The sequence below is a fragment of the Aeromonas sp. QDB63 genome, from assembly GCF_027707425.1.
GTDB lineage: Bacteria > Pseudomonadota > Gammaproteobacteria > Enterobacterales > Aeromonadaceae > Aeromonas > Aeromonas caviae.
In genome coordinates this window covers 82,788-107,637 of record NZ_JAPCIS010000009.1, presented here as the reverse complement: position 1 = coordinate 107,637, position 24,850 = coordinate 82,788, and the positions used below count along the sequence as shown (strand labels likewise).

The window sequence follows — 24,850 nt, the reverse complement described above, 5'->3', positions numbered from 1 at the left end:
TGACTAAACATGTTTTTCATCCTGTTTATTTCACCAATCCCACGTCAGACGCGACGTCACCCCTGTGCATCGAGAAGAGGCAGACGATCCCGCCACTGCTGCAGCTCGGCCCCCAGCCGCTCCAGGTCCCGGTTCAGCACGAAGAAGCTGTCCTCCACCTGACGCAGCCAGTGGTCCCCCACGAACAGATGGGGCTGGTGACGGTCGAACAGGTTGCGCTGGCCCTTGAGGTTTTGCAGCACCCGGTTCACCTGGCCCGTCAGGTCGTCCAGGGCCGACAGCCAGGGGGCCATCACCACCTCGGGGATGGGGGTGCGCTCCACCAGCATCAGGGGCACGGGCTGGCGCTGGATATCCAGCACGTGCAGCCGCAACTGCTCGTCCAGCACCAGCTCGTAGTGCCCCTCCTTGGGGTTGCCGAGAGGCCAGCCCACCAGCGCCTCCCCGGTGGGGTGCCAGTGAGAGAGCAGGGTGCGATCGAAGGTGAGGGTGCCGGTGAGGCGCTCGGGATCGCTGCCATCCAGGGGCGCCGGAGTGAGCAGCTGGAAATGCACCAGCTTGCCGAACGGCCTGGCGTTGGCCAGCGGCAGTTCGGTGCCTCGGGCGCGGCGGCCGAACCACTGCTTGCGCTTGACCGCCTTGCAGCCGATGCGCAGGGCGACCGCCCCCTGCAACTGCTTGAACTGCTCGCGCAGGGAGAGCAGCTCCCGGGTCAGCGCCAGTTGCTGGTAGCCGTAGAGGCGGGAAAACTCGCCGATCATCTCCAGCAGCGCGGTGCGGGAAGCCTCGTCGTGCCAGAGGCAATCCTTGAACAGCAGCAGATCCAGGGGAGCCACCTCGTCGCGGCCATTGAAGAAGGCGCTCGCCTTGATGAGCCGCACCGCCTTCTTCCAGCGCCGATCCGAGACATAGCAGCCGTGCCCGAGCTGGCTGTCGAGCTGCTGGCGCAGCTGGTAGATGAGTTCGAAACAGGCGTCCGGCAGGCGCACCTGCTCGATGGCATCCTGCCAGGCGTCGTACTCCTCCCCCCGAATCTGCACCGAGGGGGTCAGGTTCTGATGGGACTGGCCATCGCTCGCCAGCATGGCCTGGAAGTTGGATTTCTCCTGTACCCTGTCCATCCAGACCCGCACCAGCATGCGATCGTAGAGCGCCTCCAGCCCGCTGTCCGGGGCTGGCAGCTCGTTCGAGGCGGTGACCAGCAGCCGCATGGGAATGGGGTGCTGGCTGTCGCCGTTGCGAAACTGCCGCTCGTTGATGGCGGTGAGCAGGGTGTTGAGGATGGCGGGGCCCGCCTTCCAGATCTCGTCGAGGAAGACCACTTCGGCCTCCGGCAGGTAGCCGCTGGTCAACCGCAGGTACTTGCCATCCTCCTTGAGCGCCTGGATGGAGAGGGGGCCGAACACCTCCTCCGGCGTACTGAAACGGGTCATCAGGTATTCGAAATGGCGGGCATCCTGAAACGCCAGCTTGAGGCGCCGCGCGATCAGGCTCTTGGCGATGCCCGGGGGGCCCAGCAGAAAGACGCTCTCGCCACTCAGGGCCGCCAGCAGGCCGAGCCGCAGGGCATCCTGGCGCTCATACAGTCCCTCACCAAGGGCGGAAAGGAGCCGTGGCAGGCGCTCATGAATGGGGGTGGCACGAACAGTATTCTGGGCTAAAGGCGGCATAGGCACAGTTCCGAAGCTGATAGGTCATCCGTGTTGACGGGGTCCGGCCTCTGGCCCCGCCCCACTCTCATTGTCTGTCATCTCTGCCCCCGGGGAGGCGCTCGTTTGCCATCGCCACAGGGCGAAAAGCGCACGTCCGGGGTGCAGCAAATCCCGCGAGAGTGTACTCTGCGCATCATTATTTACCCCAACGCAGATCAAGAGTGAGCCTTCGCCATGCAAGATCCCCTGCTGGACCCGCTGCGCCAGCGCATCCTGGCCCGCATGGGCATCCCCCTCTGGCAACAAAGAGGCCGACTCCTGGCGGGAGGCACCAGCCCCGACGGCGCCGCACAGCCGGGAAACACGCCCGCCGACGAGGTGCTGGCCCCGCAGGAGACTGCCCCTCTGCCGACCGGCAAGCTCTGGCTGCTGGCAGAGACGCTGCCCGCGCCCTCCCTGCTCGGGGACATCTGCCGCTGGCTCGGCCTTGGCACAGACGAGGTCTCCCTGCTGTCCGAGATGCCTTCCCTGCCAGCAGGGGGCGCTTCGCCCCTGCTCTGGCTGACGGCGCCGGACCCTCGCTGGCCCGATGCCCTGGTCTGCCCGCTCAAGCCCGATGGGGCGCACAAGCGCGCCCTCTGGCAGCAGTGCCGGCAGCGCCACACCCCTTGATGCTCACGACCATGGCACGGCCATGGTGTCCATCGCAAGCCTGAATCCCGTCCGGAGTGACCATGTCTGACCTCTTGCCCCACTTTCGCCCCCTGCTCGAATCGGACTTCGAAGCCATCTACCCCATCGAGCAGGCCGCCCACCAGGAGCCCTGGAGCCAGGCCAACCTGCTCTCCTGCTTCGGGCCGCGCTATCTCAACGGCCTGATGCTGGTGGACGGACGACCGGCCGGTTTCTACATCTCGGATCTGGTGGCGGGAGACAGCTCCCTGATGAACATCTGCGTACACCCCGACTTTCAGGGCAAGGGGCTGGGGCGGGCGCTGCTCAGGGAGTACCTGGCCCGCAGCAAGGCCGGCAAGGCCGAGGCCTGGTTCCTGGAGGTCAGGGCCGGCAACCGCACCGCCATCAACCTCTACGAGAGCGAGGGGTTTGCCGAATATTGCCGCCGCGCCGACTACTATGGCACCGGGCAGGAGAGGGAGGATGCCGTGCTGATGTCCCGTCTGTTCGACTTCGGCTGACAACCCGCTGCAGACCGCCGTCAGCGGGCAACACCCCCTCTGACCTCCCAGACTCCCCCGCTTCGCTTCCCCCTCAGGGCAGGGGCGCGTTGTCGATGGAGGGGTCTTCCAGGCTCAGGGTCACCCTCAGCACGGCCTCGAAGGCGGCTCCCGAGAGGGGCATGAAGAAGCCGCGACCATAGGTGACGCCGGGCATCCAGATCTGTTCGATATCCACCGCGATCTTGATGGGGCGAAGCGGCTCACCCGGTCGCTGGACATAGATGCCAGGGGCCGTCGCAACCTGGGGGAAGCGGCGCAGAATGTGCTCGCTGCCATCCCCCGCATCCAGGTTAAGTCGCACCTTCACCAGCCCCGCCAGGGCGGATTGCATCTCGGGGGCACGCCACAGCCTAGTATTCAGCGCCTTGCAGCGTCGGCACTTGGCGCGCTCGATCACGTAGAGCAAGGGGTATCCTTCCCTCAGCGCCAGCCGCTGCGCCTGCTCATAGCCCTCGGCGCCGCTCAGCCAGGGATTCTCCTGCTCCCCCGCGCCCCCCAGCAGATACCAGAGGGCGCCTGCCCCCGCCAACAGCAGCAACACGCCGGTGAACAGGCTCTTGATCCCGATATTCATGGTGCAACTCCCTGAATGAATCCGATCCCTGCCCCCTATCATGCCTCACTCTCATCTGGTTGACGACTTTGTGATCCAGGACAAATGGCGCACACTTGTAAGCTGTAATGTTAGAGTTTAAACTCCAGCCCCGATTTTGGTGCCCCCTGCGGGCGCACAACTGTTACTTGAGGATGCGTGAGATGTCGCAGTTTCATCTGGTTAGAGTGATGCGTGAGCGTATTGCCCGCCTTGGCAACAAGGCCGCCCTGCGCGTCCAGCAGGATGGCCAATGGCGCGCCATCGGCTGGCGAACCCTGGGTCAGGCCATGGATTATTGCGCCCAAGGCCTGATCCGGGCGGGCCACCAGTCCGGCGAGATGGTCGGCATCTATGCCCGCAACATGCCCGAGTGGACCCAGGCCGACCTCGGCATCCTGGCCGCCCGTGGCGTCAGCGTGCCCATCTACCCCACCAGCACCCTCGATCAGCTGCGCTACATCGTCAAGGATGCCGGCATCAGGATGCTGTTCGTGGGGGAGCAGCCCCAGTTCGATCAGGCGCTGCACCTCATCGACAGCGGCGAGATAAGCCACATCGTCGCCCTGGACGGCACCGTCGATCTGCGCGGCTGCGCCTCGGCCAGCCACTTCCAGACCTTCCTCGTCTCCGGCAACCACCAACCCAGCGAGCAGGTGCTGCGCGAGCGCGAGCGCCACTACCGCATGGACGACCTGCTGACCCTCATCTACACCTCGGGCACCACGGGCGAACCCAAGGGGGTCATGCTCGATTTCGCCAACATGGCCGCCTGCTTCGAAATGCATGACGCTCGCCTCGACCTCAGCGAGCAGGATGTCTCCCTCTGCATGCTGCCGCTGAGCCATGTGTTCGAGCGCGCCTGGAGCTACTACGTGCTCTATTGCGGCGCCGAGAACGTCTACATTCGCGACCCGCAGAAGGTGATGGATGTCATCGGCGAGGTGAAGCCCACCGTGATGTGCGCCGTGCCTCGCCTCTACGAGAAGGCCTACGCCATGATCCAGGCCAAGGTCGCCCAGGCGCCGCGCCTGCGCCGCGCCCTGTTCGGCTGGGCCACCCGGGTGGGCAAGCAGATGGTCGCCATCCGTCAGGCGGGCAAGTCCGCCTCTCCCCTGCTCTATGGCCAGCTCTGGCTTGCCGAGCGCCTGGTGTTTCGCAAGCTGCGCGCCCGTTTCGGCGGTCGCACCCGCTTCCTGCCGGTGGCGGGCGCCCGTCTCGCGGACGAGGTGAATCTCTTCTTCCAGGCCATGGGGCTCAACCTCAAGTACGGCTACGGCATGACCGAGACCACCGCCACCGTCTGCTGCTATGAAGACACCCAGTTCAGGCTGGGCTCCATCGGCACGGCGCTAAACGGCATCGAGGTGAAACTCGGCGAGAACAACGAACTGCTGGTGCGCGCCCCCACCGTGATGCGTGGCTACTACAACAAGCCGGAGGCCACCGCCGAGGTGATGACCGAGGATGGCTTCCTGCGCACCGGCGATGCAGGCGAGCTGGATGACGAGGGCAACATCTACTTCACCGAGCGCTTGAAGGAGCTGATGAAGACCTCCAACGGCAAGTACGTGGCGCCGCAACTGGTCGAGGGGACCCTCGGCAAGGATCGCTTCATCGAGCAGATTGCCATCGTCGCCGATGCCCGCCACTTCGTGTCGGCGCTCATCGTGCCCTGCTTCGAGTCCCTGGAGGAGTACGCCCGCTCCATCAACCTGCAGTACCAGTGCAAGACCGAGCTACTGCGCCACTCCCGGGTGATGGAGTTCTTCGAGGCCCGCATTCAGGATCTGCAAAAGGAGCTGGCCAAGTTCGAGCAGGTGAAGAAGTTCACCCTGCTGCCGAGCGCCTTCTCCATGGAACTCGGGGAGATCACCCCCACCATGAAGCTGCGCCGCAAGATCATCGAGGCCAAGTACCAGCGCGAGATAGAAGCCATGTACAGCCACGTCTGATCGACGGGCCTGATATGAAAAAGCCGCTCATGGAGCGGCTTTTTGCTGGGGGTCTCTCCCTTATGGGAGCTTGACCAGGGGTTGCTCGCGCAGCTCGGTGGCCCGACCGCCCTGGATCTTCTCCACCTGGGCCAGGGCCTGCTTCACCTCGTCGGCATTTTGCAGCAGGCGATAGGTCAGATCGAAGGTCTTGGTCTCCCCCGGCTGGATCTTGGGGACCAGCCCGAGCGGGCGCTGGTACTTGGTGCTGTAGGCATAGCTGGTACCGGGTTCGATGCCGGTCACATAGCCCTGGGCCCGGGTGTCGGTGTTCTTCCACAGGGTCAGCACCGGCAGCTGTCGGGTGTTGTAGCCCACCGCCACACCGGCGTTGCCGGCCCGGTTGTTCAGCACTGCCAGGGTATTGCCGTCGGCGTCGCTGTAGGGCATCAGGTTGAACACCATCTCGTCGAAGCCCTTGGTGGGCCCCAGATAGGTTTGCCAACCCTTGAGTCCGGCCTTGGCGTAGTCATTGAACGGGGAGATCTGCTTCACCGGCGTGCTCACCCTGGCTCCCTCCTCCAGAATGGGAGCCCCGAAGTTGCCGTGATAGATGATCTGGTACTCGTTCTCGTAGTCAGCGTGGTTGGTCAGCTTGTCCTGCAGGGCAAACTCCGCCTGACCGGGCACCACGCTCAGCTGGGTCCAGGTGACCAGTTCGCTCATCTTGAAGGTGCGCTCGTCCACCCGGCCCAGCACGTGGATGGCATAGGGCGGCTCTTCGTCCACGGTCACGCTGACCACTGAGGCGGGAATGTTCTGCACCCGGCCATGCAGGCTCTTGAGGCGGCCGTCGTCATCCACTCCGGGATGACCCGTCCACTCGTAGCCGCAGCGCACCAGCATCTCGTTGAAGCCGTCGAGCCAGCCGAGGCCGCCACGGCTCTCGAGATCAATGAAGGCGGGGTTGACCACCTCCTTGACCGGTGAATCCCAGCCGAGGCGCAGATCCGCCGCCTTGACCTCCTTGATCCCCATGCCGCGGGTCGGCACCAGGGTGATCTTCATGACGCCGTTGTCGACGATGAGCAGATCCACCCCTTCCTGGCGGCCGCCGTGCAGGCGTTTCTTCTCGATGGTGAAGGGAACCGGGCTCTTGATGCCGAGCTTCTCGCTGGTGATCTTCCAGTCACCCACATCCAGCCCTTGCTGGGAGTCGGTCAGCAGAAATTCGGCGGCGTGACCCGCGGTGGCGCCCAGGGCGAGCAGCACGGCAATGGAGAGTTTCTTCAACATGGATTTATCCTCGTGTCTCTTGTTTTTGTGAAAGCTGAATCGTTTCAGTGATCGAAAACTAGGCTCCTGACGCCCCGGACTCAAGAGACAAACGGAGGAAATGTGAGCCGATTGACAATAAAAACGGCTTCAGCCCTGCTGAAATGAAGGCTGACTCACAGTTATGAAAGGAGGAAAAAACAGGCGGGGCGCCGAGAGGGGCGCCCCCTCACCCCGCCCGCACCACATCAGGCAAGGGCCAGCGTCACCGCGGCTTCGGCGTGGATGGCGGTGGTGTCATAGAGGGGCACGGCGGCCTGGCACGCCCCCACCAGCAGGGCGATCTCGGTGCAACCCAGGATCACCGCCTGGGCACCGGCCTGTGCCAGATCGGCGATGATGGCCAGATACTCGGCCTGAGACGACTCGCGAATGTCGCCGAGGCAGAGTTCGTCATAGATGATGCGGTGCACCCGCTCCCGTGCAGCGTCATCAGGCACCAGCACCTCCAGCCCGAAGCGCTCCTGGAGCCGCCCCTTGTAGAAATCCTGCTCCATGGTGAAGCGGGTGCCGAGCAAGCCTACCCGGGTCACCCCGTCGGCCTGGAGGCGATGGGCCGTGGCATCGGCGATGTGGAGCAGGGGAATGTCGATGGCGGCCTCGATCTCCGGCGCCACCTTGTGCATGGTGTTGGTCCCGATCAGCAGAAAATCGGCGCCACCGGCCTGGATGGCCTTGGCCTCGGCCGCCAGCAGACGGGCGGTGGCGGGCCAGTCACCGGCGTGCTGCAACCGCTCTATCCCGGCAAAATCCACGCTGCTCAGCAGCACCCGCGCCGAGTGCAGACCGCCGAGCCGCTCGCGTACCCCCCGGTTGAGGGCCTGGTAATAGCTGACGGTGGACTCCCAGCTCATGCCACCCAGCAGACCGATACATTTCATGGGATCTCCTTATGTAACCCGATGATGCAAACCAATGCCGCAATCCCTCAGGGGGCGCGTTTGATTGCACCGCCCCGGCAATAAAAAAGGCCCCGAAGGGCCAACAAGACAGCCGGTAAAGGCTCAGGCCGAGGCCTAAACCCAGATCATCAGCACGCAGGCCGCCGTGGCGAGCCCCATGCCCAGATTGAAACGACGCCAGCCGGTGGCGGTGCGGATGAGGCGGCGCACCTGGGCACCGAACAGCACCCAGAAGGCACCGGTATAGAGGCCGGTCACGAAGAAAATGCCGAGCACCCAGCCCGCGGACGGCCAGTAAGCCTCCCCCGCCAGGGTGAAGCCGCTGATGGCGGAGAGCGCCATCATCCAGGCCTTGGGATTGAGCAGTTGCAGCATGGCCCCCTGATGGGCCGGGATGAGCGGCCGGTTCCCCTCCGCCGGGCCACTGGCGTTGGCCACCTTCCAGGCCAGCCAGAGCAGGTAGGCCGACCCCACCAGCTTGAGGCCGTCGTGCAGCAGGGGCAGACGCTCGAACACCACCCCAAGCCCCAGGGCCGTGGCCAGGATCATCAGGTTGATGCCTCCCACCACCCCCACCAGCAGAGGCACGGAGCGGCGAAACCCCTGGGCAGCCCCGGCACTGGTGAGCAGCATGTTGTTGGGGCCCGGCGTGCCACAGGTGATAAGGGCAAAGCCCGCCAGGGGGAGCAACCAGTTCAGATCCATCTCAACCTCGTTCAGATACGGCAAGCCTCCTAATATGCAGAGCCGACGCCCTGACGACAAGGTCAGCAATGCATTTTCTTTGCATGAATAATCAAGGTGCTGTTAATACCAGAGCATCACCACGCACAGGGCTGTCAAGGCACCCAGGCTGCCGTTGAGACGACGCCACCCCTTGTCCGAGTTGATCCAGCGGCTGAGCTGATGGCCAAACATCACCCAGGCGAAGCAGACCGGGAACCCCGCCATGGGGAAGACACTCATGATACCCCACATGCTCGGCCAGTAGTCGCTCCCCGGCAGGCTGAACAGACTGATGGCCGAGATCCCCATCATCCACGCCTTGGGATTGAGGAACTGGAAGCCCAGCCCTTCAAGCAGGGTCAAGGGCCGGGCACGGCTGGCGGGATCTCCGGGGGCGCCTGCCACCGCGATGCGCCACGCCAGCCACAGCAGGTAAAGGCTGCCCAGCACCTGCAGGCTCAGCTTGAGTAGGGGCCAGCGCTCGAACAGCGGATAGAAGCCGAGCGCCAGCACCAGTTGCAGCACAGGCTGGCCCACCGCCACCCCGATGAGATGGGGCAGGGTGCGACGCACGCCGAAGTTGGCACCGGACGCCGTCAACATCAGGTTGTTCGGCCCGGGCGTACCGCAGGTGAGCAGGGCGAAGCCAAATAGGGTGGCATACCATTCGATGGTCATGGGGAGACTCCTTTCTCGCCACATTGTACCGATACAATGCGTGCTTGTTGGTTGTGTAAAGACTGATAATCACGCTATATTGCGGACAATCTTGGATCAATGGATTTATTGTCACCATGACAATCTGGACGCCCGACCTCACCCCTTTCGAGGGGCCCCTCTACCTCAAACTGGTCAAGGCCATCGAGCAGGCCATCGCCACCGGCATCCTCTCACCCGAGACCCGGCTGCCGACCCACAGGGCTCTGGCAGACAAGCTGGGGGTCACCGTGGGCACCGTCACCCGCGCCTACACCGAGGCGGAGCGACGGGGCCTGCTGGCGGCCCGGGTCGGGCACGGCACCTGGGTCAGGGGAGCGGCGGATCCTGCCAACGAATGGGTGATCCGCAATGAAGACAGCCAGCGCATCGAGCTGTGGCAGAACCTCCCGGTCCAGCTGGACAGGGGCGCCATCATCAGGCCCCTGCTCACCGATCTGGCGCAGGGGGATCTCAACGGCCTGCTCGGTTATGACAAAGAGGCGGGACGCCCCGCACAGCGCCAGCTGTTCGTCGACTGGCTCGCCGAGCAGGGCATCACGGCGAGCGAAGATCGCCTGCTGTTCAGCCATGGGGCCCAGCACGGCATCATGCTGGCCCTGCTGGCCACCGGCTGCGTGGGAGAGACCCTGTTTTGCGAGGGCCTGAGCTACCCCGGCATGCTGGGCAATGCACGCCAGCTCAAGAATCAGGTGGTGGGACTGGCGATGGATGAGGAGGGACTGCTGCCAGAGGCGCTGGATGCCGCGTGCCGTACCCGCCGGGCCAAGCTGCTCTACCTCACCCCCACCCTGCAAAACCCCACCACGGCCACCATGAGCCTGGCGCGGCGCGACGCCATCGTCGCCATCGCCCGTCGCCACGATCTGCTGATCGTCGAGGACGACGTCAACGGCCTGCTGCCCGAAAGTGCGCTCCCTCCCCTGGTCAATCTGGCACCGGAGCGGGTCATCTACCTCGGCAGTCTCGCCAAGATCGCCTGCGGCGGCCTGCGGGTCGGCTTCGTGTTGTCCCCTCCCGCCCTTCGCAACGGCTTCGCCCAGGCGATGCGGCTGTCGAGCTGGATGGTGAGTCCGCTGCTCATCGAGCTGGCCTGCAAGCTGGTGAGCCAGCGCCAGATCATGCCGCTCATCGAACACCAGCGAAAAATCCTGGCGCGCCGGGGTGAGCTCCTGCGCCACCTGTTGCCGGGAGCGCGCTGGCAGGCGGGGTCCATGCACGCCTGGCTGCCGCTGCCCGAGCCCTGGCGCAGCCAGGAGTTTGCGGAGGCCGCCAACGCCCTTGACGTGGGGGTCGCCAGCGGAGAACACTTCGCCGCCGGCCAGTTTGCCGCCCCGCAGGGAGTACGCCTCAGCCTGAGCCAGCCCGCCACCGACGCCCGCGTCGCCGAAGGGCTGGAGCGCCTCGCCGGGCTGCTGAGGGGCACGCCGCCCACCAATCCCCTGCTATAGTCATTGACCCTGGCACCCGAGGAGCCTTCATGTCTGCCGTCCGTCCCGCCCTGCTGATCGCGACCCTGCTGCTGGGAGGCTGCGCCTCCCCGGCCCATCAACAGCTTGGCGCCGCCCTGAGCGGACTGGAGGGGGAGCTGACGCGGCTGGAGGAGGAGTTGGCAGCCATGAACGGCCTTCACTATCAAAAAGCCATCGACGCCCCGGTGGCGCTGCGCCGCTATCTCAAGGCCCCCGCACCGACGGCGGAGGGGCTGGTGCCCGTGCAGAGCCGACTGCAAGATGGCCCTCTGCTGCGCTACGACTACCGGCTGCCCGCCGGAATGACGCAGCTGCCCACCGACAACCCCTGCCTGCGCTACGAGTTCGAGCTGCGCCGCCTCGGGCGCCTGGGCCAGCTCGAGCTCGCCTGGCAGGGAAAGGCGGGAGCCGGGGAGCTGCGTGTCCCCCAGCGGGACTGCCCCTTCTCGGCCAGGGGGCCCGGCCTTCAGTGATGCTATCTTTGCCCCGCCCAAAGCCGGCACTGAGCCATCCCTGACCCAGGTGGGGTATTGACCCCCTCTGGCTCTCGCGGGAGAGTGGAGGCTAACTTTGAATCCAACCTCGCCACCCCCGACCGGCGAAGGAGCGTCAAAGATGCAGATCCTCCTCATCGAAGACGATGCCATGATGGGCTCGACCCTCACCCAGGGACTGAGTGATCTGGGGCAGCCCCCCACCGAGCTGTTTCACTGCAAAGAGATAGCAAGCCTGCCCGCCCTGCTGCGCCAGCACGCCTTCGATGCCATTCTTTGCCGCCAGTATCACCACCAGGCCCACGAGGGAGTCAGGCTGCTGCATGAAGCACACCACCTGGGCCTGCTCGCGCCCGGCTGCGTGCTCCTGCTGCTGGAGCAGGACGAGGACACCGGTCAGTTCCCCCCCTCCGACCTCTATTTCGCCCTGCGTCTGGCCGTGCCCTTCACCACGGAGCAGCTGGCGCACAGCCTGCAAGCGCTGTTGACACTGACCACGGTGACCCGCCCCCTGGCCACCCCCATGGCGCTCAGGGAGTGGCGCAGCGCCTGCGCCCAGTGCGAGGATCTGCTTTACCGGCACGCTAGCCACAAGGGGCTGGAAGCACAGATGGACAGGGTAAAGGGCTACATGCTGCTGCAAGCCCGGGAACGGGTGCAGGCCGCCCAGCACTACGCCATCTGCACCACGGAGCACGATGCCTGGTGGCCGCGCCAGGGGCTGAACCAGGCCCTGCTCGGGCTGAACCGGGTGGAGAGTGCCCACAAGGATCTGGCCCGCAACCGGGAGCGACTGCCCCCCGTCATCCATCAGGCGCTGGTTCTCGCCTGTCAACTGCACGAGGCGCAGTGGGATCCTGCCTGGGAAACCTTGTCAGGCTTGCTGCAACGCTGCCCCTGGCAGCCGCAGTGGCGCCAGGTGGCCATTTTGCTGGCCTTGCTGCGAAGGGATGAAGATCAGGTGCTGGCGCAGGCCACCGATTTCATCCTGCGCTACTTCCCCAAACAGACGTTTCGCCACTCCGTCGAACGCTGCCTGCTGGATGCGACCCTGGCGGTGCTCTGGCATCCACCGGGAGAGGCCAGAATTCATGGGCTGCAGCAGGCTCTGGAGGAGCTCGGTCAGCAGGCCGTGACCCTGCGTGCCCACGAGGAGGGGCTGCTGCGCGCCCTGATGCTGGGTCTGGATTATCGATTCGATGACGCCTTGATGCTGCTGGCCAAGCACCCGCCGGAGGCGGCGCGGGACAATCACCTCAACCAGTTGCTCGGGGTGGCCGTCAGCCAGTTCTGCGGGCTTCCCCACCATGCCCAGCGTTATCTGGCCCAGCTCGGCCAGTATCAGGGGCCGGTGGCACAGACCCCGCTGCTGCAGGGGCTCATTTTGCAGGTGGTCGACGATCTGGCGCGGCAACTGGCGCAGCGGGAGCAGCAGCTGACCCAGCTGCGCGAGGAGCGGCAACGGGCCATGACCACGGGTCAGCTCCAGCTCGCCGTGCAGAGCGCACTGACCCTGCAGGAGCGATTCCCGGCCCAGGCGGGGGATGCCTGGCAACTGCTGGTATTGCTGACCCAGTGCTGGCCCGCCGGCATGGCGGCCCCGGCGGTGGCCCGCCTGGTGGACAGGCTGGAGCAGCGTCTCAACCACAGTGCCGCCTTCCTGGAGCACCATGGGAACGCCTATCGGGAGACCCTGCAACAGGTGAGATCCCATCTGGCCCCCAAACTGCCGCCCCTCGGTCCCCACCAGGGCCTGTAGCCATCCAGGGCGGTGCATGCCGCCCTGGCTGGTGCGTTACAACAAGCCTCGCACCAGGATCCCCGCGATCAGCAGGGGGGCGACCAGCCGCCAGCACCAGAGCAGCGCGCCACGCATCAGCGGCGAGAGATCCGCAGGCACAATACTGTCCCCCAGCTTCCAGCCAAGCAGCAGGGTCAGCACCAGACCGAACAGGGGCATCATCAGGTTGGAGGTGAGGTAATCCAGCAGATCGAACAGGGTTTTGCCAAACAGGGTGTAGTCCGCCCAGGGCCCGAACGACAGACTGACCGGAATGCCGCAGGCCATGATGAGCAGGGTCAGCACCCGGCAGGCATTGCGGCGCGACCAGCCCCACTCCTCGGTGGTGAAGCGCACCAGGTGCTCCAGCATGGAGATGGAGGAGGAGAGCGCCGCCACCAGCAGCAGCAGGAAGAAGATCACCGCCAGCCCCTGACCGAACGGCAGGTGGTTGAACACCGCCGGCATGGTCATGAAGGTGAGGCCGGGGCCGGCGGCAGGATCGATACCGGTGGAGGCGAGCACCGGGAAGATCATCAGCCCCGCCAGCACCGAGATGCAGCTCGCCAGGGTGACCACCCAGACCCCGGAGCGCAGCGCCCCGTCACTGCTCGGCAGGTAGGCGCCATAGGTGGTGTGTACCCCGAGGCCAATGGAGAGGGAGAAGAACGCCAGCCCCAGGGCGTCGAGCACCCCCTGCCCCGTCAGGTGGGAGAAGTCGGGCATCAGGAACTGGCGTACCCCGGCCATGGCCCCCGGCATGGAGAGCCCGGTCACCACCAGGAGCAGCATCATCACGAACAGGGCCGGCATCATCCAGCGCAGCGCCCGCTCCACCCCCTGTTGCAGCCCTCCCTGCACGAACCACCAGGTGAGCCCGGCGAAGACGAGATGGGTGAGGGCCGGCCAGAGGGGATCGCTCACATAACCGGTAAAGAGTGCGGTGAGGGTGCTCGCCTCACTCAGGTTGAGCTCGCCGCCCACGGCCAGGGCCGCATAGCCGACGGTCCAGCCCCCCACCACGCTGTAGAAGCTGTAGATGAAGAAGCCACACAGGATCCCCATGTAACCCATCCAGCGCCAGTTCGGCCCCACCAGCTTGTGGAAGGCGCCGAGCACGCCGCGCTGGCTGCGGCTGCCGAGCAGGGTCTCCCCCACCAGCACCGCGACCCCCAGGGTGAAGCTGAAGAGCAGGAACACCAGCAGGAAGGCACCGCCCCCGTTGGTGGCTGTCACATAGGGAAACTTCCAGATGGCGCCAAGGCCGATCGCCGAGCCGGCGGCCGCCAGCACATGACCAATACGGGAAGACCACTGAACCTGGCTCATACAACCTCCGGGCAAGACAACATCAGTTCGATACTCCATGGCTAGACGCGGTGTGCGCCGCAACAAAAAAGGCCGCCTGAGGGCGACCTTTGCAATGAACAGTCAGACAAACGACACCTGCAAGGTCACCTCTCCAGGAAGGGGCTAAATCGGCCACAGAGAGCGATAAGGGGTGACATGGGGAGGGCGACGCCTGCACGGTAAAAAGGAGCCACAGCCTAAACCATGGCAAGAGAAGTTGACAGGAAATAGTCTAAAACAGAACCAAAAACAGATTTAATCAAAACAAAATATCGAGATTACAGACTGTTGCTCTGTTTATTTTTAATTGACAGATTTTTATAAAGAGTCAATCCTGCCACCCCACTCCCCAGCCAGCCCGGCCGGGGAGTGGCACAGATGACCAACCCTCCCTACACCAGGCCGCGCACCAGAATGCCGCCAATGAGCAGGGGAGCCAGCCAGCGCCAGCAGCCCATCAGCAGGGCCCGCCAGTGGGGAGCCAGCCCTTCGGGCAGCGCCTGGCGACCGAGCCGCCAGCCCAGCAGCAGCGTCAGGGCCAGCCCGAACAGGGGCATCATCAGGTTGGAGGTGATGAAGTCCAGCAACTCGAAGATATTCTTGCCAAACAGGGTCAGGGTGGCCCAGGGACCGAACGACAGGCTCACCGGGATGCCACCCGCCATCACCAGGGCAATGACCAGGTTGCACGCCGCGCGGCGGGACCAGCCCAGGCTCTCGCACAGGAAACACTGCAAATGCTCCAGCAGGGAGATGGAGGAGGAGAGCGCCGCCACCACCAGCAGAGAGAAGAACACCACCGCCAGCCCCTGGCCGAAGGGCAGTTGCTGGAACACCGCTGGCATGGTCATGAAGGTGAGGCCCGGGCCCGAGGCCGGGTCAATACCGGTCGCCGCCAGTACCGGGAAGATCATCAGGCCCGCTAGCACGGCGATGACGCTCGCCAGCAGCACCACCCAGAGGCTGGAGCGACCGACCCCTTCGCTGGAAGGCAGGTAGGCGCCATAGGTGGTGTGGATGCCAAGGCCGATGGAGAGGGAGAAAAAGGCCAGCCCCATGGCGTCCAGCACACCCGACATGCCGAGCTTGCTGAAATCGGGCATCAGGAAGTGGCGCACCCCGGCCATGGCGCCCGGCAGGGTGAGGCCGAAGGCCACCAGCAGCAGGATCATGATGAAGAGGGCCGGCATCATCCAGCGCAGGGTGCGCTCCACCCCTTGTTGCACACCGCCCCGCACGAACCACCAGGTCAAGCCGGCAAACAGCAGGTGGGTCAGCACCGGCCAGAGCGGATCACCGACGTAGTCGTTGAAACGGGCGGTCAGTGCCGCGCCGTCCCCCTGTTGCAGCTCCCCCGCCAGGGCCATGCCCGTATACCCCAGGGTCCAGCCGCCCACCACGCTGTAGAAACAGAAGATGAGCAGGCTGCACAGCAAGCCCATGGCACCGACCCAACGCCAGCGCTTGCCCATCAGTTCGCCAAAGGCGCCCACCACCCCGCGCCGGGTCAGGCTGCCGATCAGGGTCTCCCCCATCAGCACCGCCCCCCCCCAGGGTGAAGCTGAACAACAGAAAGACCAGCAGGAAGGCGCCGCCACCGTTGGCGGCGGTGACATAGGGGAACTTCCAGATGGCGCCGAGACCGACCGCGGAACCTGCGGCGGCCAGGATGTAACCGAGCCGGGATGACCATTGGGACTGCTTCATAAGAACTCCACGCGAAAGGCCTGCCAGCGAGGCCCGAAATGGCGCTCAGAGTACGCCCGCGGGCGCGCAATCACTCGGCGTATATCCGATATAAAACTCAGTTTTTAGCATCATTAACAAATAAAATTCGGATAACCCACCAATCGTGCCACAAAATAAAAACCGGAGCGGGTATGCTCCGGTTTGTTGTCTGCTCGGGTCTGGCGGGATTAGATCACCCCCAGCTCCCGCAACCGCTCCATCAGATAGCTGTGGGCGGTGTGACGCTCCGAGAGCACCACGTCCGGACGGGGGTGCAGGAAGAGCGGCAAGGAGATGCGGGACTTGGCGGCACTGCCCCCGGTCGGGTTGATGACCCTGTGGGTGGTGGAGGGGTAGTAGCCGCGGGAGGCCTCCTGCAGCATGTCGCCGATGTTGATGATGAGGGTGCCGAAATCGCAGGGCACATCCATCCACTCCCCGTCTGAACCTTTCACCTGCAGGCCCGGCTCGTTGGAAGCGGGCAGAATGGTCAGCAGGTTGATGTCTTCATGGGCGGCGGCGCGGATGGCACCCGGCTCCTCGGTGCCGTCGAAGGGCGGGTAGTGCAGCACCCGCAGCAGGGTCTTGTGGCTCTCTTCGATCATGGAGGAGAGCGGGCAGCTGTAGTGGGCGGCGATGTCGCCCGGGGTGTGCTGCTCCACCCAGCCCAGCAGCTCGGCGGCCAGATCGTTGGCGAGGCGGTAGTACTCCATCGCCTGCTCTTTCAGCTCTGCCGGCATCTGGCCCCAGGGATAGATGTGGAAGTACTCCTTGATGTCCTTCTGGCTGTGACCCTTGGCCACCTCGGACACCGAGGGCGGGAAGTAGCCGTCCTGGGTCTCGCGATTGAACAGGAAATCCTGCTTCTGTTCGCTCATGAAGAAGCGATACCAGTTGTCATAGATGGACTGCACCAGCTCCTTCGGGATGGGGTGGTGAGTCAGCACCCCGAAGCCGGTGGTGCGCAGGGATTCGGTGAAGCGCTCGGCCGCATCGGGGGAGCGATAATCGACGGTCAGGACTTTCATTGTTTTTATGTTACATGCCAGTTAAAAGTAGGCGCAGTTTACCCTGCCTCCCCCGGCAAGAAAAGGCTGCCGGAAGCCCGTCTACAACGGCTTGAAAATACTGATAAAAACATCATGATACGGCCCCCTCGCCCGGTGCTTGTCCCGGACGGGCCTCCTCTTCTAGAATGCCCCACCCCCTTTGCTGTCGGAGCCCCCTCATGTCCCCCAAGATCCTGTTGTTGACCCTTCCCTTCCTGCTCGCCGGGTGCAGTTCCCTCTCGGAGGAGGAGTGCCGTGCCATGAGCTGGTACAACCAGGGCTATCAGGACGGGGAGCAGGGCAAGACCCGGAGCGCCACCCGCGACTATCAGAAGACCTGCGGGGAGTACGGCCTCAAGGTGGATGAGGCGGAGTGGCAGCGCGGCTACGCCAAGGGGCTGGAGCTCTATTGCATCCCCGAGCTTGCCTACAGCAAGGGACGGGAAGGGAGCGAATACCTGGGGGTCTGCCCCAACGACACCAGCTTCCTCACCCAGTTCGAGCGCGGCCGCAAGGAGTACCTGCTGGAGCAGCGCCTCGGCGAATTGCAGCAGGAGCTGGAACGCACCGAGCGGAGCATCCACCAGCTGGATCAGCAGATCCGGGGCGAGAGCGACAGCCGCCAGCGCGACTACTACCGTGCCCAGCGCGAGCGCGCCATCCGTCACTACGAAGGGGTGTACCGGGACTATAACCGGCTGCGCTTCCCGGATCGGGTGATCCAGTTCTCCTTCGGGAGCTGACAAAAAGGGGCCGACATGGCCCCTTTCTGTTTATGCCGCAGACTGTTTTTCCCCTCAGGCGGGCAGGACCCAGCGCTGCAACGCCAGGGCGATGCCATCCTCGTTGTGATCCGCGGTGACCCGGTCTGCATGGGCCTGGATCTGGGGCGCCGCATTGCCCATGGCCACCGCCAGCCCCACCTGCTCGAACATGCTGATGTCGTTGTTGTTGTCGCCAAAGGCCACCAGGTTCTCCATAGCGATCCCCTCCCTCGCCGCCCACTGGGCCAGCCGGTTGCCCTTGCTGCAACCTGGCTGCACCAGCTCCACCGCATAGGGGGCCGCCCAGTCACGGGTGAAGGGCAGTCTCTCCACCACCTCCCCGACGAAACGGTGCAACCGGCCGGGATCCTGGTTGAACAACTCCAGCTTCCAGATGGGGGACTGCAACCAGGACTCGATATCCTCGGCGGGCAGCAGGGAGACCTTGAGGTGATCCGGCTGGGTTGCCGACCAGCGCCGCATCCGGCCCACGTGCTCCTCGCAGCCCAGGTAGCCGATGCCGTCCCCCAGGTGGAACAGCGCCCCCATCTGCTGGGCCTGCACCTCCTCCAGCAGGGTGGTGAGAGGCGCCACGGCCAGGGGATCCCCGGCGAGGATCCTCTCCTGCACCGGATCATAGAGGTAGGCGCCGTTGCTGCAGATGATGGGGGTGTCGAGGGCCAGCTCGTGGTGGAAGGGACGGGCCGTCATGAAGTGGCGACCCGTCACCAGCAGCACCTTGATGTCGTGGGCCCGGGCCTGGGCCAGGGCCGCCCGGGTAGCGGACGAGATCTTGTGATCCCGGTTCAGCAGGGTGCCGTCCATGTCCAATGCAATGGCCTGATAACGACTCATATCACCTCCAGGAATGTCGAGACGGGTGCGGCGCCATCCCTCCCGTTTCCAGTGCCATGACGACACATCTCACCGCCGGGAATGCGGACTGGGCATCACAAGGCCCATGATGGGAGACGCGCTCGCCGGGGGGCGGGAACAGCGGAGCAAAGAGCCATACCGTCCCAGACTCGGCGCCGCGATGCAAGTCCGGCCCGCCATCCCGTCGCCGAACTGTGATCCCCGCGCCCTTCGTCAGCCCGCCTCGGCGCACCCGGCCACGGCGTTTCGCCTGTCCGCCCGTCTGCGCAATCCGTAGAAACCGAGGGCACAGATCACGCCGCAGAGGCCGGCCAGGTAGAAGGGCCACTCGGTCCCCGCCAGCAGCACCAGGCTGCCCAGCACCACCGCCAGGATCTCGCTGCCCACCGCCAGACCGCGGTAGAGCCCCATCGCCTGCCCCTGCTGGCTGGCATGGCTGCGGTTGGAGACCGCCACCGAGGTGGCCAGCTCCCCCAGACTCATGCCGATGCCGGCCGGGATGAAGGTGAGCGCGAGCCCCCACCACTGGGTCGGCAGGATGAACATCAGCATGCCCGCCGCCATCACCAGGTGGCCGACGATGCCAAGGGAGCTGCCGCGCCAGTGCCGTGCCAGCTGCTCACCGATCCAGGAGCCCAGCATCATGGGCACGCTCACCAGCACGGCGGCCTGGGCCAGTTGCACCGGATCCCATGCCAGCCGCTCCACCAGCCAGACATTGAAGTAGGTGAAGTAGAGCTGTACCGCCCCGTAGCTTGCCAGGGTCAGGGCAAAGTAGGGCAGGAGACGAGGTTGCAACAGCAATTGGCGGGTCGAGAGAGGAACCTCATCCCGGGTCGCCGGCACCGGGGGACGATTGGGCAGCAGCCAGAGCACCAGCAGCAGGTTGATCACCGTCATCCCCACCGCCAGCCAGGCCGCCAGACTGTAATCTCCCGAGACCACGGCCGCATAGCCTCCGATCATGGGGCCCACCACCCAGCCCAGGTTCATGCCGATGTTGATGCGGGCGAAGTTGCGTGCCTTGGTCCTGGCCGTGCTCATGTCCGCCGCCATCGCCTGCACGATGGCGATGTCGCCGTTGAAGAAGCCCTCCACCACCCGGCTCAGCAGCAAGAGCGGCAGGGAACGCCAGGCGATGCCGAGGGCCATCAGCACATACCCCGCCAGCACCCCCACCAGACAGAGGGTCAGCACCGGCTTGCGCCCATGGCGATCGGAGAGACGGCCAAGCAAGGGGGCCCCCAGCAGTTGAAACAACGGATAGAGCCCCATGATGACGCCAAGCCACACCTTGCGGCTCCAGTCCGACGCCTGTGGCGTCAGCATGCCCTGGACCGGATCCAGCAGCAGCGGCGCCAGGACGGGGGAAGGCAGGCTGAATCCCGCCACCGCCAGCGTCACCGTCATCACCAATACCCAGAGGGTCACCTGTCCCTTGATCCCTTCCATCTTCGCCTCATTAAATAAAGTTATCGGTTTATTTATATTGTGAGGGGTCGTCCATTAAGTAAAGCATATTGTTGATTTAAATCGCCCTGCTACCCATAATGACCTCATCCAGGCAGTCACCGCACCGATACCCACCACCGGAGCCCCCATGAACGCCAGTACCGACAAGATCCTCTATCTGCTGAAAACCCGCGGCCCCCAGAGCGCCGCCGAACTCGGCGACCAGTTGCAGATGACGTCCATGGGGGCGCGCCAGCACCTGATGGCCCTGGAGTCCGAGGGCTGGGTGGGGTTTAGTGACGAGGCCCGCGGCCGTGGTCGCCCGGTGCGCCTGTGGCACCTCACCGACCAGGCCTGGCAACGCTTCCCCGACACCCATGGCGATCTGACCCTGCAACTGATCGACGACATCCGGCAGGTGTTTGGCGACGCGGGCATGGAGCAGCTCATCACGCGGCGGGAGCAGCAGATGCAGGCACGCTATGAATCCAGGCTAACCCAGCCGGCGCTGGCAGACAGGCTGATGACGCTCAAGGCGCTGCGCACCCAGGAGGGGTATATGGCGGACATGTCGCAGGAGGAGGACGGCAGCTGGCTGTGGTGGGAGAGTCACTGCCCCATCTGCAGTGCGGCCAGGGCCTGTCGGGGCTTTTGCCGCAGCGAGCTGGCGCTGTTTCGCCGGTTGCTGGCGCCGGCCGAGGTGGAGCGGGAGCAGTATCTGCTGGAGGGGGACAGCCGCTGTCTCTATCGCATCCGGCCGCCCCGCCCCTGAGCGGGCGGAACGCAAAAACAACAAAGCAGGCGCCGGGATGCCTGCTTTGTTGCCTTCGGGGAGGGGGTGCTCTCGTTCCAGCCCGTTGTTTCCCGATAAGGTCGAACGGCTGATGGGGCTCTTGACCCGGTAAGGTCCTTCACCACAGGTGCCTGGTCGGGCGCCTGTCTTGCCACCGGAAGATGTAACCATGGTACTCCCCGCGATGCGGTGAGTGGTTGTGAAGTAGCAGGTATTTTCAGTTGTTTTTGCAATAGTTCACCCTTAATCTAGGAAAAGTGGATTAGTAATTGCGAAGAGGTACGGAGAATGCTGAAACTTGATCGTATAGACAGGCATATTCTGGAGCTGATGCAGGAAAATGGCCGCATCAGCAACCTGGAGCTGGCCGAGCTGGTCGGGCTCTCCCCCTCCCCCTGCTCGCGCCGGGTCAAGGCGCTGGAGGATGCCGGTCTCATCGATACCCATGTCACCCTGCTCAATGCCCGCCAGCTGGGGCTGACCCTCACCGCCTACATTCACATCTCCATGGACAGGCACACTCCGGAGCGGTTCGAGAACTTCGATCGCGCCGTCAAGGATCTGCCCGAGGTGCTGGAGTGCGACCTCATCACCGGCAACGATGCGGATTACCAGCTCAAGGTGGTGGTGCGGGACATGGAGCACTACCAGCACTTCCTGCTGGACAAGCTGACCCACATCTCCGGCGTGACCGGGGTGCGTTCGAGCTTCGTGCTGCGCCGCATCAAACACAAGACCGCCCTGCCGCTCAACCACCTGGGCTGACAACCCACCCCGCATCCGGGGAGCACCAAAAGCAAGAGGAGGCCAGGGCCTCCTCTTCTTGTCTCTGCTATCAAGGGCATTCGCGGTCAACACAGCCCCCGGGCGCCATCGCGCCGCCAGGTGGTGGACGCCTGGTCATGCCTCGACCTGGCTGACGTCCTGCACCTGCAGCAACCAGCCGCTCTGCTCCTGCAGGGGTTCGCCGCGCAGCCGCAGCCGCTCACCGGTCGACACCCACTGCCCTTTGGGCAGAGAGATTTCCAGGCTCTCGCTGCCGTTGTCGAACACCCAGAGATCGGCTCCCAACGACTCCATCAAGTACCCTTCCATCTCCACTCTGGACTCGGCCTGCCAGGAGGGGGAGGCGGTATCACGGCTCTCGATGAAATCCCCCTGAACACCAAAGCTGGCCAGCCCCCACAGAATGGAGAGCCCGACGATGGATGATTGCATCTCTCTCTCCTGTTAGTTTGCTACCTTGAGGGCCAGTATGGGAAGAGAAAAATGAGTGCACCATGAACAAGGTGCCAAAGTGCTGGCAAGATCGCGAAAAAAACCGGCTCCATGGCCGGTCATGTCATTTTATGTCGTACAGGTCACACTACTTGGCCGCTTCTTCTGCCATCCGTGCAGCCCTTGGTTTATTTGTCCACATGGCCACCCCGCGGTGATCCGCACAGATCCCCTCGTCGGTGACCGCCCGCACCCGGACCCCGTCCTTGCAGATGGCCTGCCAGGCATCGGCATCGTCGATCTGCAACTCGGAACGGGGATAGGAGGTATAGGCGCAGGCGCACAGCAGGATGGCAAACAGAGGGAGCAGGGATTGCATGGGTTTCATCGGGTCACTCCTGACGGGGAAAGGGATCAGCGCCCCAGCTGCGCCGCCACGCGATCGCAAAGCTGCTTGAGCTGGGCCAACTCAGCATCGGCCAGATCCACCTGGTTGCGCAAGCTGTCCGCCAGACAGCACTCCCTGACCTCCTGCTGCAACTGGCGTCCCGCCTCGGTCAGGCTGATGCACTTTTGCCGCTCATCTTCGTGGGAGACGGTGCGGGTCAGCCACCCCTTGCTCTCCAGCCGCTTGACGATGGGGGTCAGGGTGCCCGCATCCAGTCCGGTCTCCTGCCCTATCTCCTTGAGGCTGACCTCGTCCCGGGCCCAGAGCGAGAGCATCACCAGGTACTGGGTATAGGTGAGATCCAGCTTGTCCAGCAGCGGCCGATAGGCACGCATCACCGCATTGGAGGCGCTGTAGAGGGCAAAACAGACCTGCTTTTTCAATTCGCTCATGGAGGACCTCGCTGACGACAAGGGGGGCAGTATACCCCATCAACTTCGGGGCTGAATAGTTTGCACACAAAACAGTTGCCAGCCTCCGCGTTCAGGACTACCCTGATTTTAGTTTGCACACAAACAAAAATACCAGGCCGCTGCCCGACGCGCGGCCCCACTGCCGGAGAATGCCCATGAATGCCATCAGCCATCAAATCCAACTGCTGCGTCGCCCCACCGGTCTCCCCACCCTGGAGGACTTCGCCCTCCGGGACGTGCCCCTGCCCGCCCTGCAGGAGGGAGAGGTGCAGGTCGCCAACCAGTGGCTGTCGGTGGACCCCTACATGCGCGGCCGCATGAGCTAGGCCAAAAGCTACGTTCCTCCCTTCCCCCTCAACGGTCCCCTCGACGGCGGCGCCATCGGCACGGTACAGGCATCGCGCCATCCCGATTTCAAGGTGGGGGACAAGGTGAGCAGCATGCTGGGCTGGCGGGATGCCTTCGTGGCAAACGCCGCCCAGCTCACCCGCCTGCCCGACACCACCCTGCCGCCCCAGCGCTTCCTCGGCGCCCTCGGCATGCCGGGCATGACCGCCTGGGCGGGGCTGCACAAGGTGGCACACCTGAAGGCCGGTGAAACCCTGCTGGTCTCGGCAGCCTCCGGGGCGGTCGGCACCATGGCGGTCCAGCTCGCCAAGCAGGCGGGGGCCAGGGTCATCGGCTCCACCGGCTCGGCCGACAAGGTCGCCTACCTCAAGACTCTGGGAGCCGATGCGGTGATCAACTACCGGGAGACCCCGGATCTCGACGCCGAGCTGGCCCGCCTCGCCCCCGAAGGCATCCACGTCTACTTCGAGAACGTGGGGGGCGCCATGCTGGATGCCGCCCTCAACCACCTGGTGGTGCACGGGCGCATCGTGCTGTGCGGCCTCATCGAGCAGTACAACAGCAACGGCCAGGCCAGCGGCCCGCGCAACCTCTCCCAGGTGATCCGCAAGCGTATCCTGATGCAGGGGCTGCTGGTCTCCGATCACTGGCAGCACTACGGGGAATTCCTGGCCGAGGCCATGCCGGCCTTCGAGGCGGGCACCCTCCAGGCCGAGGAGACCGTCAGCGAGGGGCTGGCCAGCATGCCGCAAGCCTTTATCGGACTGTTCCAGGGCCGCAATACCGGCAAGATGCTGGTCAGACTGCCCTGATCCGGGGGCGTTTTCCATCTGTTTAACAGATAGAATTTCGCCATACCCATCCATTTAAGCGATGGAGAATCGGCATCCGATCCCCCTTGAACAGGCGGCTTGCACAACGGGCCCATCCCCCCTAAGGTGGGCCCGTTTTCCCTGGCGCACCCCGCCGTCTCAGCAAGGAGCCTCCCCTATGTCTACCCCCTATCCCCGCGTCGGTGTCGGCGTCATTCTCACCAATGGCCAGGGCCAGGTACTGCTTGGCAAGCGCAAGGGCAGCCATGCCCCCTATTGGTCCATCGCAGGTGGTCATCTGGAATTGGGGGAAACCTTCGAGTCGGCAGCCATCCGGGAGGTGGCGGAAGAGACCGGCTTCGTCATCCGCCAGCCTCGCGTCATCGCCGTCACCAACAACCTGGAGACCTGGCGCGAGAGCGGCCTGCACTACATCTCGGTCACCCTGCTGGCAGATGTGGACGGGGAGCCGCAACTGCTGGAGCCGGAAAAATGCGAGGGCTGGATCTGGTGCGACCCGCACACTCTGCCCGAGCCTCACTTCGATGCCAGTCGCCAGTCCATCGCCTGCTGGCTGGCGGGACAATGCTACCTGCCCCAGCCACAACCTGCCCCCTGACCCTCACCGGCAGGCTGCCGCACGTAATACCGGTACCTCTCGTCTGCTGGCGGAGGCGACCCGCCACCCCGCCAGCCCCTGTTGATGGCAGGCAGCGCGGGAGGGCGTACCGTCACCAAACCGTCACTTTTTTGTCAT

General features: G+C 64.5%; 23 protein-coding genes and 2 pseudogenes. 11 read left to right on the top strand and 14 right to left on the bottom strand.

What is annotated here, in order from left to right; translation table 11 throughout:
- Positions 1 to 56: 56 nt before the first annotated feature.
- On the bottom strand, positions 57 to 1,670 hold the full coding sequence (locus PG879_RS08770; protein WP_201895115.1) for an ATPase RavA domain-containing protein: 1,614 nt from the start codon (positions 1,668 to 1,670) through the stop codon (positions 57 to 59).
- Positions 1,671 to 1,886: 216 nt separating this feature from the next.
- On the opposite strand from PG879_RS08770, the gene PG879_RS08765 reads away from it, so the two are divergent.
- Positions 1,887 to 2,324, top strand: a complete 438-nt coding sequence (locus PG879_RS08765) for a hypothetical protein (RefSeq protein ID WP_210600624.1) — start codon at positions 1,887 to 1,889, stop codon at positions 2,322 to 2,324.
- A gap of 74 nt (positions 2,325 to 2,398) precedes the next feature.
- Positions 2,399 to 2,848 carry a ribosomal protein S18-alanine N-acetyltransferase gene (gene rimI / locus PG879_RS08760; RefSeq protein WP_029313700.1) on the top strand — a complete coding sequence of 150 codons (450 nt, stop codon included), beginning with the start codon at positions 2,399 to 2,401 and terminating at the stop codon, positions 2,846 to 2,848.
- Positions 2,849 to 2,921: 73 nt separating this feature from the next.
- Here the strand turns inward: rimI and PG879_RS08755 are convergent, their stop codons facing one another.
- Positions 2,922 to 3,464 carry a thioredoxin family protein gene (locus PG879_RS08755; RefSeq protein WP_210600626.1) on the bottom strand — a complete coding sequence of 181 codons (543 nt, stop codon included), beginning with the start codon at positions 3,462 to 3,464 and terminating at the stop codon, positions 2,922 to 2,924.
- Positions 3,465 to 3,646: 182 nt separating this feature from the next.
- On the opposite strand from PG879_RS08755, the gene PG879_RS08750 reads away from it, so the two are divergent.
- Complete coding sequence (locus PG879_RS08750) at positions 3,647 to 5,437, top strand: AMP-dependent synthetase/ligase (protein ID WP_210600628.1); 1,791 nt, start codon at positions 3,647 to 3,649, stop codon at positions 5,435 to 5,437.
- A gap of 60 nt (positions 5,438 to 5,497) precedes the next feature.
- Here the strand turns inward: PG879_RS08750 and PG879_RS08745 are convergent, their stop codons facing one another.
- From PG879_RS08745 to PG879_RS08730, 4 genes are all read right to left on the bottom strand, one after another.
- Complete coding sequence (locus PG879_RS08745) at positions 5,498 to 6,712, bottom strand: aldose 1-epimerase family protein (protein ID WP_210600630.1); 1,215 nt, start codon at positions 6,710 to 6,712, stop codon at positions 5,498 to 5,500.
- 227 nt (positions 6,713 to 6,939) lie between these two features.
- Positions 6,940 to 7,632: an aspartate/glutamate racemase family protein gene (locus PG879_RS08740; RefSeq protein WP_210600632.1), complete on the bottom strand. Its 693-nt coding sequence runs from the start codon at positions 7,630 to 7,632 to the stop codon at positions 6,940 to 6,942.
- Positions 7,633 to 7,767: 135 nt separating this feature from the next.
- Entirely contained in the window at positions 7,768 to 8,358 is a 591-nt protein-coding gene (locus PG879_RS08735; RefSeq protein WP_010672906.1) for a LysE family translocator, read from the bottom strand.
- Positions 8,359 to 8,460: 102 nt separating this feature from the next.
- Positions 8,461 to 9,057, bottom strand: coding sequence for a LysE family translocator (locus PG879_RS08730; RefSeq protein ID WP_039039402.1), 597 nt, complete (start codon positions 9,055 to 9,057; stop codon positions 8,461 to 8,463).
- Between the two features lie 116 nt (positions 9,058 to 9,173).
- Between PG879_RS08730 and PG879_RS08725 the strand changes: the two genes are divergently transcribed.
- From PG879_RS08725 to PG879_RS08715, 3 genes are all read left to right on the top strand, one after another.
- A complete protein-coding gene (locus PG879_RS08725; protein WP_104451831.1) occupies positions 9,174 to 10,547 on the top strand; it encodes an aminotransferase-like domain-containing protein in 1,374 nt (457 codons plus the stop codon).
- A 29-nt stretch (positions 10,548 to 10,576) separates the two neighbouring features.
- Positions 10,577 to 11,041 carry a hypothetical protein gene (locus PG879_RS08720; RefSeq protein WP_202040217.1) on the top strand — a complete coding sequence of 155 codons (465 nt, stop codon included), beginning with the start codon at positions 10,577 to 10,579 and terminating at the stop codon, positions 11,039 to 11,041.
- A gap of 142 nt (positions 11,042 to 11,183) precedes the next feature.
- Positions 11,184 to 12,821 (top strand): hypothetical protein, encoded by a 1,638-nt coding sequence (locus PG879_RS08715; protein ID WP_270830009.1) that lies wholly within the window; start codon positions 11,184 to 11,186, stop codon positions 12,819 to 12,821.
- A gap of 36 nt (positions 12,822 to 12,857) precedes the next feature.
- On the opposite strand, the gene PG879_RS08710 is transcribed toward PG879_RS08715, so the two are convergent.
- From PG879_RS08710 to PG879_RS08700, 3 genes and pseudogenes are all read right to left on the bottom strand, one after another.
- Positions 12,858 to 14,171: a sodium-dependent transporter gene (locus PG879_RS08710; protein WP_041211033.1), complete on the bottom strand. Its 1,314-nt coding sequence runs from the start codon at positions 14,169 to 14,171 to the stop codon at positions 12,858 to 12,860.
- Positions 14,172 to 14,584: 413 nt separating this feature from the next.
- Positions 14,585 to 15,899, bottom strand: a pseudogene (locus PG879_RS08705) (sodium-dependent transporter).
- 209 nt (positions 15,900 to 16,108) lie between these two features.
- Positions 16,109 to 16,948 (bottom strand): isopenicillin N synthase family dioxygenase, encoded by an 840-nt coding sequence (locus PG879_RS08700; RefSeq protein WP_010672899.1) that lies wholly within the window; start codon positions 16,946 to 16,948, stop codon positions 16,109 to 16,111.
- Positions 16,949 to 17,148: 200 nt separating this feature from the next.
- Between PG879_RS08700 and PG879_RS08695 the strand changes: the two genes are divergently transcribed.
- A complete protein-coding gene (locus PG879_RS08695) occupies positions 17,149 to 17,712 on the top strand; it encodes a DUF2799 domain-containing protein (RefSeq protein WP_010672898.1) in 564 nt (187 codons plus the stop codon).
- Positions 17,713 to 17,766: 54 nt separating this feature from the next.
- Here PG879_RS08695 and PG879_RS08690 read toward each other — a convergent pair whose 3' ends face one another.
- Together PG879_RS08690 and PG879_RS08685 are read right to left on the bottom strand one after the other, a co-directional pair.
- On the bottom strand, positions 17,767 to 18,588 hold the full coding sequence (locus PG879_RS08690; RefSeq protein WP_049635931.1) for a Cof-type HAD-IIB family hydrolase: 822 nt from the start codon (positions 18,586 to 18,588) through the stop codon (positions 17,767 to 17,769).
- Between the two features lie 234 nt (positions 18,589 to 18,822).
- Positions 18,823 to 20,061 (bottom strand): MFS transporter, encoded by a 1,239-nt coding sequence (locus PG879_RS08685; protein ID WP_210600638.1) that lies wholly within the window; start codon positions 20,059 to 20,061, stop codon positions 18,823 to 18,825.
- A 148-nt stretch (positions 20,062 to 20,209) separates the two neighbouring features.
- Between PG879_RS08685 and PG879_RS08680 the strand changes: the two genes are divergently transcribed.
- The gene (locus PG879_RS08680) at positions 20,210 to 20,833 is read left to right on the top strand and encodes a helix-turn-helix transcriptional regulator (protein ID WP_041214535.1); all 624 of its coding nucleotides are present in this window, start codon (positions 20,210 to 20,212) and stop codon (positions 20,831 to 20,833) included.
- A gap of 309 nt (positions 20,834 to 21,142) precedes the next feature.
- On the top strand, positions 21,143 to 21,619 hold the full coding sequence (locus PG879_RS08675; RefSeq protein ID WP_010672894.1) for an Lrp/AsnC family transcriptional regulator: 477 nt from the start codon (positions 21,143 to 21,145) through the stop codon (positions 21,617 to 21,619).
- Between the two features lie 135 nt (positions 21,620 to 21,754).
- On the opposite strand, the gene PG879_RS08670 is transcribed toward PG879_RS08675, so the two are convergent.
- From PG879_RS08670 to PG879_RS08660, 3 genes are all read right to left on the bottom strand, one after another.
- Entirely contained in the window at positions 21,755 to 22,072 is a 318-nt protein-coding gene (locus tag PG879_RS08670) for a hypothetical protein (RefSeq protein ID WP_210600640.1), read from the bottom strand.
- 148 nt (positions 22,073 to 22,220) lie between these two features.
- On the bottom strand, positions 22,221 to 22,451 hold the full coding sequence (locus PG879_RS08665) for a hypothetical protein (RefSeq protein ID WP_210600657.1): 231 nt from the start codon (positions 22,449 to 22,451) through the stop codon (positions 22,221 to 22,223).
- 35 nt (positions 22,452 to 22,486) lie between these two features.
- On the bottom strand, positions 22,487 to 22,912 hold the full coding sequence (locus tag PG879_RS08660; RefSeq protein WP_029313694.1) for a MarR family winged helix-turn-helix transcriptional regulator: 426 nt from the start codon (positions 22,910 to 22,912) through the stop codon (positions 22,487 to 22,489).
- Between the two features lie 176 nt (positions 22,913 to 23,088).
- Here PG879_RS08660 and PG879_RS20525 point away from each other — a divergent pair.
- Positions 23,089 to 24,093: pseudogene (locus tag PG879_RS20525) on the top strand (NADP-dependent oxidoreductase).
- A gap of 178 nt (positions 24,094 to 24,271) precedes the next feature.
- Positions 24,272 to 24,712: a nucleotide triphosphate diphosphatase NUDT15 gene (locus PG879_RS08645; RefSeq protein ID WP_139736425.1), complete on the top strand. Its 441-nt coding sequence runs from the start codon at positions 24,272 to 24,274 to the stop codon at positions 24,710 to 24,712.
- The last annotated feature ends 138 nt before the right edge of the window (positions 24,713 to 24,850 follow it).

Bases quoted from the DNA above. Each gene is read 5' to 3' on its own strand.
- PG879_RS08740 (WP_210600632.1), bottom strand. From the start codon at position 7,632: ATGAAATGTATCGGTCTGCTGGGTGGCATGAGCTGGGAGTCCACCGTC.
- PG879_RS08660 (WP_029313694.1), bottom strand. From the start codon at position 22,912: ATGAGCGAATTGAAAAAGCAGGTCTGTTTTGCCCTCTACAGCGCCTCC.
- PG879_RS08725 (WP_104451831.1), top strand. From the start codon at position 9,174: ATGACAATCTGGACGCCCGACCTCACCCCTTTCGAGGGGCCCCTCTAC.
- PG879_RS08665 (WP_210600657.1), bottom strand. From the start codon at position 22,451: ATGCAATCCCTGCTCCCTCTGTTTGCCATCCTGCTGTGCGCCTGCGCC.
- PG879_RS08685 (WP_210600638.1), bottom strand. From the start codon at position 20,061: ATGGAAGGGATCAAGGGACAGGTGACCCTCTGGGTATTGGTGATGACG.
- PG879_RS08735 (WP_010672906.1), bottom strand. From the start codon at position 8,358: ATGGATCTGAACTGGTTGCTCCCCCTGGCGGGCTTTGCCCTTATCACC.
- PG879_RS08720 (WP_202040217.1), top strand. From the start codon at position 10,577: ATGTCTGCCGTCCGTCCCGCCCTGCTGATCGCGACCCTGCTGCTGGGA.
- PG879_RS08765 (WP_210600624.1), top strand. From the start codon at position 1,887: ATGCAAGATCCCCTGCTGGACCCGCTGCGCCAGCGCATCCTGGCCCGC.
- PG879_RS08755 (WP_210600626.1), bottom strand. From the start codon at position 3,464: ATGAATATCGGGATCAAGAGCCTGTTCACCGGCGTGTTGCTGCTGTTG.
- PG879_RS08715 (WP_270830009.1), top strand. From the start codon at position 11,184: ATGCAGATCCTCCTCATCGAAGACGATGCCATGATGGGCTCGACCCTC.
- PG879_RS08750 (WP_210600628.1), top strand. From the start codon at position 3,647: ATGTCGCAGTTTCATCTGGTTAGAGTGATGCGTGAGCGTATTGCCCGC.
- PG879_RS08690 (WP_049635931.1), bottom strand. From the start codon at position 18,588: ATGAGTCGTTATCAGGCCATTGCATTGGACATGGACGGCACCCTGCTG.
- PG879_RS08695 (WP_010672898.1), top strand. From the start codon at position 17,149: ATGTCCCCCAAGATCCTGTTGTTGACCCTTCCCTTCCTGCTCGCCGGG.
- PG879_RS08680 (WP_041214535.1), top strand. From the start codon at position 20,210: ATGAACGCCAGTACCGACAAGATCCTCTATCTGCTGAAAACCCGCGGC.
- PG879_RS08745 (WP_210600630.1), bottom strand. From the start codon at position 6,712: ATGTTGAAGAAACTCTCCATTGCCGTGCTGCTCGCCCTGGGCGCCACC.
- PG879_RS08700 (WP_010672899.1), bottom strand. From the start codon at position 16,948: ATGAAAGTCCTGACCGTCGATTATCGCTCCCCCGATGCGGCCGAGCGC.
- PG879_RS08645 (WP_139736425.1), top strand. From the start codon at position 24,272: ATGTCTACCCCCTATCCCCGCGTCGGTGTCGGCGTCATTCTCACCAAT.
- PG879_RS08770 (WP_201895115.1), bottom strand. From the start codon at position 1,670: ATGCCGCCTTTAGCCCAGAATACTGTTCGTGCCACCCCCATTCATGAG.
- PG879_RS08710 (WP_041211033.1), bottom strand. From the start codon at position 14,171: ATGAGCCAGGTTCAGTGGTCTTCCCGTATTGGTCATGTGCTGGCGGCC.
- PG879_RS08670 (WP_210600640.1), bottom strand. From the start codon at position 22,072: ATGCAATCATCCATCGTCGGGCTCTCCATTCTGTGGGGGCTGGCCAGC.
- PG879_RS08675 (WP_010672894.1), top strand. From the start codon at position 21,143: ATGCTGAAACTTGATCGTATAGACAGGCATATTCTGGAGCTGATGCAG.
- PG879_RS08730 (WP_039039402.1), bottom strand. From the start codon at position 9,057: ATGACCATCGAATGGTATGCCACCCTATTTGGCTTCGCCCTGCTCACC.